Source organism: Burkholderia sp. Bp9015 (genome assembly GCF_003853505.1).
Taxonomy (GTDB): domain Bacteria; phylum Pseudomonadota; class Gammaproteobacteria; order Burkholderiales; family Burkholderiaceae; genus Burkholderia.
In genome coordinates this window covers 83281-99348 of sequence record NZ_QTPZ01000014.1, presented here as the reverse complement: position 1 = coordinate 99348, position 16068 = coordinate 83281, and the positions used below count along the sequence as shown (strand labels likewise).

The window sequence follows — 16068 nt, the reverse complement described above, 5'->3', positions numbered from 1 at the left end:
CGTCGCGCCGAACAATAACGCGCGGTCGGACGCGCCGCGGACTGCGGTTGGGTCGATACGCGCAGAATGCCGGCCCGGTTCCGACGCGGCGGGGCCGGACGCGCCGCCCTCGCCCGCCGTCGTTCCGGTGCCGCCGCGATCGACGCCGGGTTCAGGCGAGCGGCGTCTCGACAAACGCCGGCAGCGCTTCCGCACGCGCCGAATGCGCGGCCAGCGCCGGATACCGGGCCGGATCGATCCGCGCGAGCGCCGGGTAATCGGCTTCCATGAATTGCGTGAAGCGCCAGGCGACGGCGACGGTCACGTCGGACTGCAGCAGCCGCGCGCCGCCGAACCAGCCGTTCGCGGCCGCGACGAGCGGCTCGAGTTCGCCGTACGCAGCCTCGAGCTGGCTCAGCACGCGCTCGAGCCAGGGCGCGTGCTGCTTGTCGGTCGGCCGCAAAGCGTGCTCGTACACCACCTGCACCGTCTTCTCGGCCGCCGCCAGCGCGAGGCCCACCGGCACCAGCGTGCGCAGCCGCGCGTCGGCGGCGTCGGGCAACAGGCGCCGCTCCGGCGCGACGCGATGGTCGAGGTAGTCGACGATCAGCGACGAATCGATCAGCGTCGCACCGTCGTCGGTCACGAGCGTCGGCGCCTTCACGACCGGGCTGAACGACCGGAACCGGTCGAACTGACGAAACACCGAGACCGACTCGTGTTCGAACGGCAGGTCGAGCAGCTTCGCCGATATGGCGACACGGCGCACGAACGGGGAATCCAGCATGCCGATCAGCTTCATCGCAAACGCTCCGCTTGAGGGAATGGGACCGACGACTGTAGCAGCGCCGTGCGCCGGTGCCTAGCGCGATGCCGCCGAAACGCGCGGCGAAATCCGCGTCGTCCGGTCACGTTTCCGACACCCGCTGCGCGCCCGGAGTGACCATAATGCAGATTCATCCCCCTTCCGCCTCGAGGTTCGCCATGTGGTACGACGTCGTCGAGCAGCAGCGGGAATGGATGCGCGCCTGGCGCGAAGCGACGCGCCACGCGTTCGACGTATGGCCCGCCGCGACGCTGCCGCACGCCGTGTCGTCGTGCTACGACGACCTGTTCGAACCGCTCCTCGGGCCGGCCGCCGGGCCGCCGCGCTTCGAGATCCGGCGGCCGGCCGTCGACGAGCGGATCGTCGCGCGCACGCCGTTCTGCCAGTTGCGGCGCTTCGCACGCGACGATGCGCGGCGCGCGGTGCTGCTGTGCGCGCCGCTAGCGGGGCACGCGGCCGTGATGATGCGGGAGACCGTCGAGGCGCTGCTCGCGGACGGCGACGTCTGCGTGACCGACTGGGTCAATGCGCGCGACGTCCCGCTCGCGGCGGGCCGCTTCGGGCTCGACGAGTACGTGGCGACGCTCGACGGCTTCGTCGACGCGCTCGCCCGCGACGACCGGCCGCTGCATGTCGTCGCCGTATGCCAGGCCACCGTTCCCGCGCTCGGCGCACTCGCGCTGCGCGCCGCGCGCGGCCACGCACCGCCCGCGAGCGTCACGCTGATCGGCGGGCCGCTCGACGCACGCATCAACCCGACCACGCTCGGCACCACGGCCGCGTCCCGTTCGCTCGCGTGGTGCCGCCGCCACCTGATCGACATCGTGCCGCCCCGCTTCCCCGGCCGTGGCCGGCACGTGTTCCCGACCTATCTTCAGCAGGGCGAGATCGCGCTGCTGTATCCGCAACGCTTCCTGACGCTGATCGAGGACTACGCGCGCGCCGCGTCGCACTTCGACCTGACGGCGCTGGCGGACGCGCGGCGCGCGCTGCGCGAATACACGGCGCTGCTCGACATGCCGGCCGAATACTTCCTGGACACCGTCGATATCGTGTTCCAGCGGATGTGCCTCGCGAACGGCACGTGGCAAGTCGGCGGCCAGCGCGTGGAGCCGGCCGCGCTGCGCGGCGTCGCGCTGCTGACGGTCGAAGGCGGTTGCGACGCCGTCACCGGCGCCGGCCAGACGCATGCGGCACTCGACATGTGCCGCGGCCTCAAGGCCGGCGAGCGCCAGCGTCTCGATATCGACGATTGCGATCACTACGGGCTGTTCACGGGCGCGCGCTGGCACGGCAACGTCCATCCGGCGCTGCAGCGCATGTTCGCGCAGGCCGAAGCCGTTCGCCCGGGATCGCGCCGGCGCCGGGTCAGGCGGACGTGAGGTCGTCGTCCGGCCCGCGGGCAGCATCGAGGAGCGCGCGCACCTCGTCGTCGCCGGTCTGGTCGAAACGCGCGTAGAACTGGCTGATCCCGAAGAAGCGCAGCGGCTGCGACACCGTCACGAACGCATCGGCCAGATCGTCGAACGCATGCTGGGCGCCGGCCGGCGCGACGGGTGCGGCGACCACGATGCGCGCGGGATGGCGCTTGCGCAGCGCCTGCAGTGCGACGCGCATCGACGCGCCGGTCGCGATGCCGTCGTCGACGACGATCGCGATGCGGCCGTCGACCGGCAGCGGCGGCCGCGCGCCGCGATACAGCGTGTCGCGGCGCTGCAGTTCGGCGGTCTCGCGCACGATCACGTCGGCCAGCTGGGAATCGGACACGCCCATCGCGCGGATCGCCGCGTGCTGCAGGTGGATCGCCCCGCCGGTCGCGATCGCGCCGATCGCGAATTCGGGATCAGAGGGCATGCCGAGCTTGCGCACGACCAGCACGTCGAGCGGCGCGCGCAGCGCCTGCGCGATCGGGAATGCAACCGGTACGCCGCCGCGCGGCAGCGCGAGCACGACGACGTCGCGACGCCCCGCATAGTCGTGCAGCGCGAGCGCAAGCTGACGACCCGCGTCGGCGCGATCGGCAAAACACTCGGTCAAGATCGGCTCCCTGCCGTTGGGCCGGATGCGCGACCTGCGCGCCGGCACCTGTTCAACGAGCATGGTTCATCGGACACGCCGATGCAAGCGGGGTCATACCGGCGTGCGCGGCAGGCGGATCGCGGCACTGACAAGGATGGATGGCGTTCGCCCGGGGCGGGCTGCCGTCACGCGCTCAGAGCCCGCCGGCCTGCCGATACAGCCGCCAGAACGACTGCGCGTACGACTGCGCGAGTTCCGGCGCGCGCTGGAACACGTTGACCGTTTCCGCGTGCGCGGCCGCGTCGTCGGACAGCGTCGTCAGCGCGACGCTGTCGTCGACGATCACGAAACGCGGTGCGGGGTCGCCGTGCCGCGAATCGATCGCGACGTCGATGCCGGCCGATTTCAGATAGCCCGCGCCGCTGTACTTGCCCGCACGCGGCGAGCGCACCAGCACGACCCGTACGTCGATCCCGCGCGAACGCGCCGCGCGCAGCGCCGCCGCGACCGCGGGCGGCACGTACGCGTAGCCGGCCAGCAGCACGCGGCGCTGTGCCTGACCGATCAGGTCGACGGTCGCGTCGGCCGCCGCATTGTCATACGAAAAGTACCTGCCGACCGCGGCGGCGTCGGACGGAATCGGGCTGGCGTGGGCGGTCGCCGCACAGCAAAGCGCGGCGACGAGGAAGGCGGCTGGTCTCATGGCGGGCGCCATTGTAGCGACGCCAATTCGCTTGACAAGCGCCTGCTGCAGCGCTGCTGCGCCGGCGCAACACCCGGCGCGGAACGACCGGTCGGCAGGCAGATTTCGAACTGGATTCGACGCGGATTCGAAGCGGTTGCGGCGCGTGATCCGGCCGCTCGCCCGCCGCCGGTCAGCCGGCCGCGACGCGCGCGAGCCAGCTCGCGATACCGTCGACGGAACGGAAATCCGCGACGCTGCGTGCCGGCAGCGCCGGATACGCGCTGCCCGCCATCTCGGCCAGTGCGCGGCCCGGGCCGAGTTCGAGAAACGCGGTCGCGCCGGCCTCGACGCACGCGGCCAGGCAGGCCGCCCACTCGACCGGCTCCGCGATCTGGCGCGCAAGCTTGTCGAGCCCGGCGTCGACATCGAGCACCGACGCGCCGTCGATCCCCGAAAACAGTCGCGTGCCGGGCGGCGGCCGGCGCACGTTGACAGCGGCCAGCGATGCGCGAAACGCGGGCACCGCCGCCGCGAGCCGGTGCGTGTGCGACGCGATCCGCACGCACACGGGCGCGACACGCAGCGCACCGTCGCGTGCGGCGGCGTCGGCCACCGCGGCGACGTCGGCCTGCCGCCCGGCCAGCACGTAAGCATCGCCCGGATTGGCGATCGCGATCGCCGCATCGCGGCCGTCGCAGAGTTGCGCGAGCCGCGCACGCGTGAGCCCGCGCACGAATGCCATCCGTTCATCGCCGCCGCTCGCGGCATCCATGGCGCGCGCGCGCGCCTCGGCCAGCGCCAGCGCATCGTGCGGATCGATCATCCCCGCGACGCTCCACGATGCGACTTCGCCGACGCTGTACCCCGCGACGCAACGACGCCGCGGCCACATCGCCTCGAGCAACATCGTCGCCGCAAGCGCCTGCACCGTGCAGAGGATCTGCGCAGCGCGGTTCTCGCGCAGCGCATCCGGTTCGGCGTGCCGCACCCAGTCGCGCGGATCGTCGCCGAGGAGCCGGCCGGCGTGCGCGAACAGCGCATCGGCTTGCGGCACCGCGCCGGTCAGCTCGAACATGTCCGCACGCTGCGCACCTTGCCCCGAACAGAGGATCGCCAGCGTCATCGTCCCGCCTCGTTCGTCTCGAGCGCATCGACGAACACGCTCATCGCCAGCAGGTCGGCCGCGCCGCCCGGGCTCAGCCGGCGCGCGACGAACGCGCGGTGCGCGGCGGCCGCTCGCAGTCGCCAGTCGCGGGCGCGGATGCCGCCGCGGGCAACGAATGCGCGTGCCGTGGCGCGCGCGAAATCGAGGCCGGCCTGCCCGCCGCGGTGCAGCAGGTTCGTATCGTCGAGCGCGGCGATCAGCGCGAAGCAGGCGTCGACGCGCGCGGCCTCCGGATCGTCCGGCACGCGGCGTTGCGCGCGGCGCAGGGCCGGCAGCCCGACGTCGTACACGGTCGTGAACCCGTCGGCCGCCTCGCGACGCGCGCCGCCGACGCCGTAGCGGCGGCTCGCGCGCTCGCCGTGACTGTCGGGCAGCCGCGGGCCGCCGAGGATCTCAGTGCCCCAGCGCCGCGCGACGAACGCGCCGAGCGTCAGCGTGCGTGCCGCGGTGCCCGGCACCGTGCGGCGGCCGGCGGCCGCGCACAGCAGCCCGAGCCCGAAGATCGCGCCGCGATGCGTGTTGACGCCGCCGGTCGCGGCAAGCATCGCGTGTTCCGCGCGCAGCCCGATCTTGCGCAGCACGGCCATGTCGGCGTCACGCGCACCGGCTTCGGCGAGCTCCGCGAAGTACGGCCGCAGCACGGCCGCGCTGCGCACGAACATCATGGCATCCATGTCCGCGTGACTGCCGGTGTCGACGTGACTGACGAGGCCCGGCTTCGGATAGGTGTCGATTTCCAGCACGAGGCTGTGCTCGGCGAGTTCGGCGATGCGCTCGGCATCGGACGGCGCCGGCGCGCGGCAGGCGGCCCACGCACTCATCGCGTGCCTCCGGTGAATGCGTCGGCAGGCATCAATTCGACGGCGATCGCCGTCTTGACCGCGACTTCAGGCAGCCGCGCATGCAGCTCGCGCCAGTTCACGCCGGCGCCGTCGTCGCGCAGCAGTTCGCCGTCGATGCGCATCGGCGCGTGTTCATCGAGTGTCGCCAGGCCGTCGAGCAGCGCGGCGAGCGATGCGGCGTCAGGCAGCGGAAACACGAGGTCGAGATCGGACGACGCGCTCAGGTAGCGCTCGCCCGTCAGCGCCTGCCATGCGAGGCTGCCGAATACGCGGCCCTGCACGCCGCAGCGGGCGCCGAGCGCAGCCAGGTCGCGCAGCGTCGCGTGCCATGCGTCGGGCGCGACAGCGAGCACATCGGCGAGCGTGGGCAGCGGACCGACCGACGCGAGGGCGTCGGCGGCGACGTTCATTGCAATGCGCCGCTTGCCCGCCGAAGGCGGCAGCGGCAAGCCGAGCGGGATGCGCCCCGCATCGGCCTCGTCGGGCGACGCGCGGCGCACGATCAGCGGCCAGCCGTGCGCGGCCCACGCCTGCACGAGCGGATCGGCCGCCAGCGCGGGATCGCGCGCGCAGGCCGCGCCCCACCCTGCCGCCGTCAGCGTGACGAGCGTGTGGCGGCGCAGCGGCGTGTCAGCGTGCGGCACGCGCGAGTGCCTCGACACGGCGCGTGACGTCGGCCGCGACCGGCCGGCCGCGCGCCGCACGCACGTCGTTGCGATCGGCCGGCTTGCCGAGCCATTCGGCGACCTGCGCGTCGAGCGCGCGTGCCGGGTCGAGCACGGCGTCGACGGCGCCCATCTTCACGAGATTGTCGAGCCCCGGCGCGAACACCGGCGTCGAGCGCGCCATCTCCTTCAGCACGTCGATCGGCAGCTTCGTCACGCGCGACATCGACGGGAGGTCCATCACTTCCGGCTCCGCGCCCGACAACGCGAGCAGCGTGCGCGTCGCGAGCGCGGTCGCGATGAACGCGCCCGCGGCCGTATGGCCGTACAGCAGGCCGATCGTCCGGTGCCCGGCGAGCTCCGCGTGCATCAGGCATTTCGCGAGATGCGACAAGCCTTCGTTCAGGCCGAGCAGTTCGTCGCGCTTGCTCATCCGCTGGCTGTCGCTGTCGACGAGCACGAGAATCGGCGTGTCGCCGCCGCGCCCGATCGTGTCGAGCACGTGCGACGCGAGCGTCACGGCTTCGTCGATGCCGAACGGCAGCCGGTCGGCGACGCCGATCACGTCGACGCGCGTGCCGGTCAGATCAGCGTGGCCCGCCAGCAAGCCGCCGGTTCGCGTGATCGCGTGGCCGTTCGGGAACAGCGAGGTCAGTACTTCATCGAGCGTCATGCTGCGGCTCCTGCAGTTGATCGGCGAGCTTCGCGAATTCACCGTCGGACATGCCGGGAATCGTTTCCGGCTCGCTCGCGCCGAGCGCGCGCCACACGTCGAGCGCGTCCTTGCATGCGCCGAACCGTTCGACGCGCGCTTCGAGACGCGACTGCTCCGCGCGCAGCATCGCCGCGTCGAATTTCGGCGCACGGCCGATCAGGTCGAGCGCGGCCGCGCGAAACGCGTCGGGCGTATCGGCCACGTAGCGGTCCGCGCCGCCGATCAGCCGGCGGTGCTTGCCGCCCATCGTGCGCCAGATCAGCGCACGGTCCTTCGCATCGAATTCCTCGACGCCGCGATTGGTCTCGATCACCTCGGGCCCCGACACGCTGATGCGCCCCTGCTCGGACACCGCGAGCGCCGAACAGCAGGCGGCGAGCAGGCCGCCGCCGCCGTAGCAGCCCGCGCGCCCGCCGATCAGCCCGATCACCGGCACGCCGGCCGCACGCGCCTCGACGAGCGCACGCATGATCTCGGCGATCGCCAGTTCGCCCGCATTCGCTTCCTGCAGCCGCACGCCACCCGTATCGAACAGGATCAGCACCGGCGTGCCGAGGTCGCGCGCCGCACGCAGCAGCCCCGTGAGCTTCGCGCCGTGCACTTCGCCGAACGCGCCGCCCATGAAGCGGCCCTCCTGCGCGGCGATCAACACCGGCGTGCCGTCGAGCCGGCCGCGGCCGACCACCATCCCGTCGTCGAACTGCTGCGGCAGGTCGAACAGCGGCAGGTGCGGGCTCGTCACACGATCGCCCGGCCCGAGAAATTCGGTGAAGCTGCCCGCGTCGAGCAGCCCGTCGACGCGCTGGCGCGCCGACGCTTCGTACCAGCTCGCGCGGTTCGCGACGAATGCGGGTGCGTCGTGGATCGCGTCGGTCATCATGCGCCTCCCTCGATCGCGCGCACGGCTTGCGCGAGCCGCAGCGACACCATGTCGGGCCGCGCGCCGCCGTCGTTGATCGACAGCTTCAGGCCGCCCGGCGCGCGCCGTTCGACGAAGTCCGACACGACGGCCTGCCACACCGCGCCGAAACCGACCGCCGCGGTGCGGATATCGATCTCGCATTCGTTGCCCGGCAGCACGCGCTCGACGAGCACCTCGAGATTGCCGGACGCGACCACGCCGACGAGCGCCGTGGCCAGTTCGCCCTGCGCGCGTTCGCGCGCGGTGAAGCGATAGTTCAACTGTTCCATGCCCTTGTCCTCACCAGTTGCGGAACCGGGCCGGCGGCGCATACAGGCCGCCCGACCAGTGCACGAGATCCTTGATCGAGCGCGCGGCAAGCCAGCGGCGGTCGGCGTCGAGCGGATCGATACCGAGATCCTCCGGGCGGCGGATCACGCCGCGCTCGCGCAGCCGCTCGACCAGCCTGCGATCGCGGCCGCGGCCGACTTCCGTATAGCCGGCCACGCCGCGGATCGCATGCTCGCGTTCGTCCTTGTCGCGGCACATCAGCAGGTTCGCGATCCCTTCCTCGGTGACGATGTGCGTGACGTCGTCGCCGTAGACCATGATCGGCGCGAGGTCGAGCTGCAGCTTGTCGGCGAGCTTCAGCGCGTCGAGCTTCTCGACGAACATCGGCACGTTCTTGTCGCCGAACGTCTCGCCGATCTGCACGACGAGCTTGCGGCCGCGCCTGAGCGCCGCCGGCGTGTCGGGGTCGGCCTCCGCGCCGGCCTTCAGCCACGGCGCGCTCGGGTGACGCCGCCCGCGCGCGTCGCTGCCCATGTTCGGCGCGCCGCCGAACCCGGCGATGCGCTCGGCCGTGACCGTCGACGAATGACCCGACAGGTCGATCTGCAGCGTCGAACCGATGAACATGTCGCACGCATAGAGGCCTGCGGTCTGACAGAACGCGCGGTTCGAGCGCAGCGACCCGTCGGGGCCCGTGAACCACACGTCGGAGCGCGCGCGGATGTAGTCGTCCATCCCGACTTCGGAGCCGAAGCAGTGAACCTGCTCGACCCAGCCCGATTCGATCGCGGGAATCAGCGTCGGGTGCGGATTGAGCGCCCAGTGCGTGCAGACCTTGCCCTTCAGCCCGAGCTTCGCGCCGTAGGTCGGCAGCAGCAGCTCGATCGCGGCCGTGTTGAAGCCGATCCCGTGGTTCAGGCGCTTGATCCCGTACGGTTCGTAGATGCCCTTGATCGCGAGCATCGCGGTCAGGATCTGGGTCTCGGTGATCGCGGCCGGGTCGCGCGTGAACAGCGGCTCGACGTAGAACGGCCGGCCGGCCTCGACGACGAAATGCACGCGATCGCCCGGAATGTCGACGCGCGGCACCTTGTCGACGATGCGGTCGACCTGCGCGATCACGATGCCGTCCTTGAACGCGGTGGCTTCGACGACGGTCGGCGTGTCTTCCGTGTTCGGGCCGGTGTACAGGTTGCCGTCGGCATCGGCGCTGACCGCCGCGATCAGCGCGACCTGCGGCGTGAGATCAATGAAGTAGCGGGCGAACAGTTCAAGATAGGTGTGCACCGCGCCGAGCGCGATCTTGCCGCCGAACAGCAGCTTCGCGATGCGCTGCGACTGCGGGCCCGAATACGCGAAGTCGAGACGCTTCGCGATGCCGCGCTCGAACACGTCGAGATGCTCGGGCAGCACGACGCCCGACTGCACCATGTGCAGGTCGTGGATCTTCGCGCTGTCGACGTCGGCGAGCGCGGTGGCGAGCAGGTCGGCCTGCTTCTGGTTGTCGCCTTCGAGGCAAACGCGGTCGCCGGGCCGCAGCACCGCTTCGAGCAACGCGACGGTGTCGCGCGCATCGACCCGCTTGCCGCGCGCCCCGGAGGAAGTGGCCTTGGGCCACGCGAAAGCCGCGCCGGCCGTGAGGCGTGCATCGCGCGCCTGCCGCGCGTGATTCCATCCCGTCATGAACAGTTCTCCCGCTTCGATGGTTCAGCGGCATTCTAAGCCTGGCGCCGCCGCCGATTGATGATGTTGACGAATGCGACTCAGAGGACGCCGCGATGGATGCGGCCCCGCCGCGGCCCGCGCGCGCCGGCGCTTGCGCACCGGTCGCCCGGATCGCACGCTTGGGCGGCTATGCGCCGACCAGCGCGCGCGTCGTGAAGAACAGCACCGACGGCCCGAGCAGGCAGCCGACGCCGGTATGGAACGTCGCGACCAGCGCGCCGTACGGCACGAGCCGGCGATCCGTCGCCGCGAGGCCCGCGCTCACGCCGCTCACGGTGCCGGCGAGGCCGCCGAAGATCATCGCGGAGCGCGGCGTCTTCAGGCCCATGAAGTTCGCCGCGACCGGCGTGCCGACCATCACGATGATCGCCTTCACGAGGCCTGTCGCGATGCTGAGCGCGATCACGTCGGAGCTCGCGCCGATCGCGGCGCCCGTGACGGGCCCGACGATGTAGGTGACCGCGCCCGCGCCGATGGTCGTCATGCTGACCGCATCGGTATAGCCGAACGCGCGCGCGATGCACGCGCCGACGATGAACGGCAGCACGGTGCCGAGCAGCAGCGACACGACGCCGACGAGGCCGGCCTTGCGCGCCTCGGTCGGCTGCACTTCGAACGCGGTCGCGACGATCGCGAAATCGCGCAGCATCGCGCCGCCCATCAGGCCGACGCCGGCGAACAGCTTGACGTCGGCCAGCCCCTTCTCGCCGCCGGTGAACGCGCCGCCGACGTACGCAAGCACGAGGCCGATCACGATCGCGATCGCGGAGCCGTGCACGCGGCCGAAGGTGAGCTTGCGCGACACGAGCGACGACAGCCACATGATCAGGCCGACCAGCGCGAACGACGCGACGAGCCCGTTGTGGGCGACGGTTTTTTCGAGCATCTGCAGCATGGCGGCCTCCGTTACTGTTCTTCGAATTGGGGAATGCCCGCGAAGGCCGTGTCGTCGCGCCCGGTGCGCACGAGTACCGCGATGCAGCATGCGCAGATCGCGACCGCGCCGATGGCGGCGAGCAGCGCGACCGGCCCGCCCTTCAGCGCGGCGACGACGTTCTGGTTCGCGGCCATCGCGACGACGACCGGGATGTACATCGCGCCCCAGAAACCGACGCCGGCCTCGGTCTCCTTCGGCAGCCAGCCGCGCCGGTGCAGCCACAGGCGCAGGCAGATCAGCAGCAGCATCGCGATGCCGACGCCGCCGACGTTGGTCTTCACGCCGATCGCTGCGCCCAGCAGGTCGCCGAGGAACAGTCCGGCCAGATGGCAGAACGCCAGCAGCGCGGTTCCGTAGATGATCATGAGTCGTCTCCAGTCTCTTCGTGACGGGTGCCTGACGCGTGCGGGAGTCGGGCCCGCATGCCGGTTCCGGGCGCGGACTGGGTGTCTCCTGCGGCGGGGCGCCGCGGCCCGGCGGCTCGTCGTGCGAGCGCGTTCTCAGGCGGTCGATGGGATGATGCGGTTTCGGGCCGGACGCCGGATGGCTTAGACTGACCGATGGAGCCGGCGGCGCGACACGGGCTACGCGTCCGGTGCGCCCCGTTTGCATGGGCCGCACCAGCGCGTGATCCGATACTAGCGCCGCACCATCCGGCCATTTATGAAGTTGTCGAAACCGATTCAGTGGATTTAGCAATGCGTCCATTACCGCCCGAGCTGCTGCGCAGCTTCGTCGCCGTCGCCCAGTCCGGCAGTTTCACCGCCGCGTCCGAACGCGTGAGCCTGTCGCAGTCGACCGTCAGCCAGCACATTCGCCGCCTCGAGGAGCTGCTCGACCGGCCGCTGTTCGAGCGCGACACGCGCAACGTGCACCTGTCGCAGCACGGCGATGCACTGTTCCGCTACGCGGTGCGCATCCTCGAGCTGATGGACGAGGCCGTCACGTCGGTGTGTGGCCCGCCGCTGTCGGGCAAGGTGCGGCTCGCGATGTCGGAGGATTTCGCGTCCGCGCACCTGACGGCCGCGCTCGCGAGCTTCGTGCAGCGCAATCCGGAAGTCGAGCTGGCGATCTCGACCGGGCTGTCGGGCGACCTGTTCGATGCGCTCGACGAAGGCCGTCACGACCTCGTGTTCGCGAAACGCGTCGCGGGCAGCCGGCGCGGCCGCGTGATCCGCAGCGAACCGCTGTACTGGTGCACCGGCCCCGATTCGCGGATCACCGGCCACGAGGCCGTGCTGCCGCTCGCGATGCATCCGGAGCCGAGCGTATCGCGCCGCCGCGTGCTCGAGTCGCTCGAGGCGGTCGGCCGCCCTTACCGGATCGCCGTCGTGAGCAGCAGCATCGCGGTGCTGCGCGCGGCCGCGAGCGCGGGGCTCGGCGTCAGCGCGTTCGCCGGCTACGTGATTCCGGCCGGGCTCGCGCGGCTCGACGCGGGGCTCCCCGAACTCGGCGAACTCGAATACGTGATCGACCGGCCGGCGGCCGCGTCGCGCTCGACGCTCGCGCTCGAAGCGACGCTGATCGCGGCGGCGGCCGAGCTGTAAGGCTGGCTGCCGCCTTCACGCCAACGCCGCCGCGGTGTTCGCGCGCAACTGACCATCTTGCCCGGAACGCGTCAGCGTCCGCGCAGTCCCCGCTCGCGACAATGGGCCGCATCGGAACGCACGGCAGTGTGCCGCGCGTCCGCTGTCCCGTCCCCTTGATCGGAGCACACCATGAACGTCGTGCGAATCGCCGTCGCGGCCGCCGCAGCCGCGCTGCTGTCCCCCGCCTTTGCGCAAACCGATGCCGCCGCCCCCGCGCAGGGCCTCACGCGCGCGGAAGTCGTCGCCCAGCTGAAGCAGGCCTACCTCGACGGCGAATTGCCGACCAACGACGGTAACTATCCGCCGGATACCGCGACGCGCGCGCGCAATCGCGAACTGGTGCAGGCCGCGCTGCCCGCGTGGCTCGCGCAGACGCCGCAGCCGGCACCGCAAACGGCCCTGCAGCAATAGCCTTCCCGGCGCGACCGGAACGCCGCGCGGCGACGCGCTCAGGGCAGGAAGCTGCGGCGGCGCGCGTCGATCAGCTCGACGAGCAGCCGGTCGCGCTCGGCCGCCAGTTCCTGCATCGAACGCTCGCCCTGGATCGCGCGCAGTTCGTCGTTCAGCTTGCGATCGACGGCCGGATCGAACGACGGCGTGCCGAGGTCGTCCCACCACGTCGTGATCGGCCCCGACAGGTGTTCGAGGAAGTGTGCGATCCCGCCCGCGCCACCGCCGAGGTGATAGGTCAGGCACTGCCCCATCAAGCCCCAGCGCAGGCCCGGCCCCCACGCGACCGCCTTGTCCGCATCGGCGACGCTCACCACGCCTTCGCCGACGAGGTGATACACCTCGCGAAACAGCGCGGCCGCGAGCCGGTTCGCGACGTGGCCGGTCATCTCCTTGTTGAGCACGATCGTCTGCTTGCCGAGTGCGTCGTAGAACGCCTTCACGCGCGCGATCACGCTCGGGTCGGTCGCGCTGCCGCCGACCAGCTCGACGAGCGGAATCAGGTGCGGCGGGTTGAACGGATGCGCGATCAGGCAGCGTTCCGGATGCCTGTCGCACGCGGTCTGGATCTCGGACATCTTCAGGCCCGACGAGCTCGACGCGATCGGCACGCGCGCGGGCAGCACGTCGTCCATCTGCCGGTACAGCGCGCGCTTCAGGTCGAGCCGCTCGGGGCCGTTTTCCTGCACGAAATCGACGCCGTCGAGCGCGCGCACGAGATCGGCGTCGAACGACAGCCGCGCGGAAAGTTCGGCGGCCCGCTCGCCGAGGAAGGCCGCGAGCGCGTCGCGCAGCCGCGCGTCGGCCTGTGGTGCGGGATCGGTCGCGACGACGTCGAAGCCCTTCGACAGATAGAAAGCCGCCCAGCTCGCGCCGATCACGCCGGCCCCGACGATCGCGATGCGTTGAATCTCCATGTCCGTTCCGTCTCCGTGGTCTGTGGATAGCGCGACGATTGTCGCATCGATCCCCGTCACGACGCGTTGATGCCGATTGCACTTTCCCTCTTGAAAACGACCGCGGCGGCCTCTAATTACCCGTTGCCAGGCAGTGCCCGTCACGCGCACTGCCCCCGTTTCGACTCAGCGGAAAACCGTGCGTCGCACTCGCCATCGGCGTCGCGCCATCGTGTCTTTCGCGTCTCATGTTCCGGAGGATCCTCATGAGCGGTATTCATTTCGGTCACGACCTGTTCGACGAGTTCGCCCGGGTACAGCGGCAGATGGCGAGCCTGTTCGGCGAGCCCCCGACCGGCATCCGCGCGGTGCGTCCGAGCGCGTTCCCCGCGCTGAACGTCGGCGCGACCGACGACGCGATCGAGATCGTCGCGTTCGCTCCCGGCATGGCCGCGGCCGACTTCGACGTCTCGATCGACAAGGACCTGCTGACGATCAGCGGCGAGCGCAAACCCGCACCGCACGACGCCGGCGACGACGTACGCACCTACGCGCAGGAGCGCTTTCACGGCGCGTTCCGCCGCGTGGTCGAGCTGCCGCAGAACGCGGACGCCGACAACGTCAGCGCCCGCTATGAGAACGGCTGCCTGCTGATTCGCGTCGGCCGGCGCGAGGCCTCGAAGCCGCGCGCGATCACCGTTCAGTAACCTTCAGGAGAACGATATGAATACGAGCCAGAGCCAGACCCTGACCGAACGCCAGACCGGTGCCGCGCAGGCAGCCGCCGCCGAAGCCGTGCGCCGGCCCGCGATCACGCCGGCCGTCGATATCGTCGAAGACAGGCAGCGCGTCACGCTGCGTGCCGACCTGCCCGGCGTGCCGCGCGAAAACCTCGACGTGAAGGTGCACGACAACACGCTGACGATCGAAGCCGACACACGCATCGACACGCCGGCCGACCTGCGCGTGCGTCACGCCGAAGTCCGCGCGCCGCGCTACGTGCGCACGTTCGTGCTGAGCCCCGACCTCGACACGTCGCGGATCGATGCGGGCCTGCGCGACGGCGTGCTCACGCTGACGATTCCGCGCCGCGAGGAAACGCGCCCGCGCCGCATCGACGTGACGGCCGGCAACGCGTAACGTCGGCGCGTGTTCGTCACGCGACGCGCATGACGAATGACGAATGACGAAGCCCCGCCGGGCATGACGCGCGGCGGGGCTTTTTTTCGATGTGCCGAGCAGTACACGCTCGCCGTCGCGTTCAATCGAAATCGAACAGGTCGAACACCGACTTCTTGCGACGCCGGCCGTCGTGCCGGTAACGGTCGTCGGGCACGCGGCCGTCGCGCCCCCAGCCGTCGTCACGCCCGCGCGGCGCCTGCGCATCGTGCCGCACCGGCACCTCGTCGCGGCGCGCCGGCCCGTCGCCGGTTTCGCGCGCGATCAGCTTGTCGAGTTCGCCGCGATCGAGCCACACGCCGCGGCACGTCGGACAGTAGTCGATCTCGATCGATTGCCGCTCGGCCATCAGCAGGTCGGGCGTCTTGTAGACCGGACATTTCATCGCGTTTCTCCTTTCGTCGGACATTCCGAATCGCGGGCGGGCCACGTCCCGCCCGCTTGGCTCAATGACCTTCGCGCCGCGCCACGCGCTTCGCCTTCGCACGCCGCGCCAGCATGTTCATGCCCTCGACGAACGCCGAGAACGCCATGGCCGCGTAGATATAGCCCTTCGGCACGTGCGACCCGAAGCCTTCCGCGATCAGCGTCATGCCGATCACGACGAGGAACGACAGCGCGAGCATCACGATGGTCGGGTTGCGGTCGATGAAACGTGCGAGCGGCTGGGCGGCGAACAGCATCACGGACACCGCGACGATCACCGCGACGAACATGATCGGGACGTGCTCGGTCATGCCGATCGCGGTCACGATGCTGTCGATCGAGAACACGATGTCGAGCATCACGATCTGGCCGATCGCGGCCCACATCGTCAGGCCGGCCGCGCCGCCGGACGCGCCCGCGCCGTCGCCGTCATGCGACACGTGGTGATGGATCTCGGTGGTTGCCTTCCACACGAGGAACAGGCCGCCCGACAGCAGGATCATGTCGCGCCACGAGAACGCGTGATCGAACAGCGTGAACACGGGTTCGGTCAGGCTCGCGATCCACGCGACGCTGCCGAGCAGCGCGAGGCGCATCACGAGTGCGAGCGCGATGCCGAGGCGCTGTGTGCGGGCGCGCTGCGCTTCGGGCAGCTTGTTGCTGAGGATCGAGATGAAGATCAGGTTGTCGATGCCGAGCACGACTTCCATCACGACGAGCGTCAGGAGCGCGGCCCAGACGGCGGGGTCGGCGGCAAGCGTCAGCAGGTAGTCCATGA

General features: G+C 70.8%; 20 protein-coding genes. 5 read left to right on the top strand and 15 right to left on the bottom strand.

Annotated elements, in window-relative coordinates; genetic code table 11:
* Positions 1-151 precede the first annotated feature (151 nt).
* Positions 152-781: a glutathione S-transferase family protein gene (locus tag DIE12_RS17040; RefSeq protein ID WP_124487573.1), complete on the bottom strand. Its 630-nt coding sequence runs from the start codon at positions 779-781 to the stop codon at positions 152-154.
* A 182-nt stretch (positions 782-963) separates the two neighbouring features.
* Between DIE12_RS17040 and phaZ the strand changes: the two genes are divergently transcribed.
* A complete protein-coding gene (gene phaZ / locus DIE12_RS17035) occupies positions 964-2187 on the top strand; it encodes a polyhydroxyalkanoate depolymerase (protein WP_124487572.1) in 1224 nt (407 codons plus the stop codon).
* Here the strand turns inward: phaZ and DIE12_RS17030 are convergent.
* The 11 genes from DIE12_RS17030 to madL form a co-directional block, all read right to left on the bottom strand.
* On the bottom strand, positions 2174-2842 hold the full coding sequence (locus tag DIE12_RS17030) for a phosphoribosyltransferase (RefSeq protein WP_124487571.1): 669 nt from the start codon (positions 2840-2842) through the stop codon (positions 2174-2176). The two genes, phaZ and DIE12_RS17030, sit on opposite strands and share 14 nt — an antisense overlap.
* A gap of 175 nt (positions 2843-3017) precedes the next feature.
* Complete coding sequence (locus tag DIE12_RS17025) at positions 3018-3539, bottom strand: phospholipase D-like domain-containing protein (protein WP_124487570.1); 522 nt, start codon at positions 3537-3539, stop codon at positions 3018-3020.
* Between the two features lie 160 nt (positions 3540-3699).
* Positions 3700-4632: a malonate decarboxylase subunit epsilon gene (mdcH, locus tag DIE12_RS17020; RefSeq protein ID WP_124487569.1), complete on the bottom strand. Its 933-nt coding sequence runs from the start codon at positions 4630-4632 to the stop codon at positions 3700-3702.
* Complete coding sequence (gene mdcB, locus DIE12_RS17015) at positions 4629-5495, bottom strand: triphosphoribosyl-dephospho-CoA synthase MdcB (RefSeq protein ID WP_124487568.1); 867 nt, start codon at positions 5493-5495, stop codon at positions 4629-4631. Before mdcB ends, mdcH begins: the two co-directional genes overlap by 4 nt.
* A complete protein-coding gene (mdcG, locus tag DIE12_RS17010) occupies positions 5492-6160 on the bottom strand; it encodes a malonate decarboxylase holo-[acyl-carrier-protein] synthase (RefSeq protein WP_124487567.1) in 669 nt (222 codons plus the stop codon). The genes mdcB and mdcG overlap by 4 nt, the downstream gene beginning before the upstream one ends.
* Positions 6147-6854, bottom strand: coding sequence for a biotin-independent malonate decarboxylase subunit gamma (gene mdcE, locus DIE12_RS17005; RefSeq protein ID WP_124487566.1), 708 nt, complete (start codon positions 6852-6854; stop codon positions 6147-6149). The genes mdcG and mdcE overlap by 14 nt, the downstream gene beginning before the upstream one ends.
* Positions 6841-7776, bottom strand: a complete 936-nt coding sequence (locus DIE12_RS17000) for a biotin-independent malonate decarboxylase subunit beta (RefSeq protein WP_124487565.1) — start codon at positions 7774-7776, stop codon at positions 6841-6843. Before DIE12_RS17000 ends, mdcE begins: the two co-directional genes overlap by 14 nt.
* Positions 7773-8087, bottom strand: a complete 315-nt coding sequence (gene mdcC / locus DIE12_RS16995; protein ID WP_044844916.1) for a malonate decarboxylase acyl carrier protein — start codon at positions 8085-8087, stop codon at positions 7773-7775. The genes DIE12_RS17000 and mdcC overlap by 4 nt, the downstream gene beginning before the upstream one ends.
* 10 nt (positions 8088-8097) lie before the next feature.
* On the bottom strand, positions 8098-9771 hold the full coding sequence (gene mdcA, locus DIE12_RS16990) for a malonate decarboxylase subunit alpha (protein ID WP_124487564.1): 1674 nt from the start codon (positions 9769-9771) through the stop codon (positions 8098-8100).
* Between the two features lie 169 nt (positions 9772-9940).
* On the bottom strand, positions 9941-10708 hold the full coding sequence (gene madM / locus DIE12_RS16985) for a malonate transporter subunit MadM (protein WP_124487563.1): 768 nt from the start codon (positions 10706-10708) through the stop codon (positions 9941-9943).
* Between the two features lie 11 nt (positions 10709-10719).
* The gene (gene madL / locus DIE12_RS16980; RefSeq protein WP_124487562.1) at positions 10720-11115 is read right to left on the bottom strand and encodes a malonate transporter subunit MadL; all 396 of its coding nucleotides are present in this window, start codon (positions 11113-11115) and stop codon (positions 10720-10722) included.
* A 333-nt stretch (positions 11116-11448) separates the two neighbouring features.
* On the opposite strand from madL, the gene DIE12_RS16975 reads away from it, so the two are divergent.
* Positions 11449-12297: a LysR substrate-binding domain-containing protein gene (locus tag DIE12_RS16975; protein WP_039322076.1), complete on the top strand. Its 849-nt coding sequence runs from the start codon at positions 11449-11451 to the stop codon at positions 12295-12297.
* Between the two features lie 171 nt (positions 12298-12468).
* Positions 12469-12750, top strand: coding sequence for a DUF4148 domain-containing protein (locus DIE12_RS16970; protein WP_124487561.1), 282 nt, complete (start codon positions 12469-12471; stop codon positions 12748-12750).
* A 38-nt stretch (positions 12751-12788) separates the two neighbouring features.
* Here DIE12_RS16970 and DIE12_RS16965 read toward each other — a convergent pair whose 3' ends face one another.
* A complete protein-coding gene (locus DIE12_RS16965; RefSeq protein WP_124487560.1) occupies positions 12789-13706 on the bottom strand; it encodes a 3-hydroxyacyl-CoA dehydrogenase NAD-binding domain-containing protein in 918 nt (305 codons plus the stop codon).
* A 245-nt stretch (positions 13707-13951) separates the two neighbouring features.
* Between DIE12_RS16965 and DIE12_RS16960 the strand changes: the two genes are divergently transcribed.
* Positions 13952-14392 carry an Hsp20/alpha crystallin family protein gene (locus DIE12_RS16960; protein ID WP_044844922.1) on the top strand — a complete coding sequence of 147 codons (441 nt, stop codon included), beginning with the start codon at positions 13952-13954 and terminating at the stop codon, positions 14390-14392.
* Between the two features lie 16 nt (positions 14393-14408).
* Positions 14409-14825 (top strand): Hsp20/alpha crystallin family protein, encoded by a 417-nt coding sequence (locus DIE12_RS16955; RefSeq protein WP_124487559.1) that lies wholly within the window; start codon positions 14409-14411, stop codon positions 14823-14825.
* A 121-nt stretch (positions 14826-14946) separates the two neighbouring features.
* Here DIE12_RS16955 and DIE12_RS16950 read toward each other — a convergent pair whose 3' ends face one another.
* Positions 14947-15249 carry a zf-TFIIB domain-containing protein gene (locus tag DIE12_RS16950; protein ID WP_124487558.1) on the bottom strand — a complete coding sequence of 101 codons (303 nt, stop codon included), beginning with the start codon at positions 15247-15249 and terminating at the stop codon, positions 14947-14949.
* A 61-nt stretch (positions 15250-15310) separates the two neighbouring features.
* Entirely contained in the window at positions 15311-16066 is a 756-nt protein-coding gene (locus DIE12_RS16945; protein ID WP_124487557.1) for a TerC family protein, read from the bottom strand.
* Positions 16067-16068: the final 2 nt, after the last annotated feature.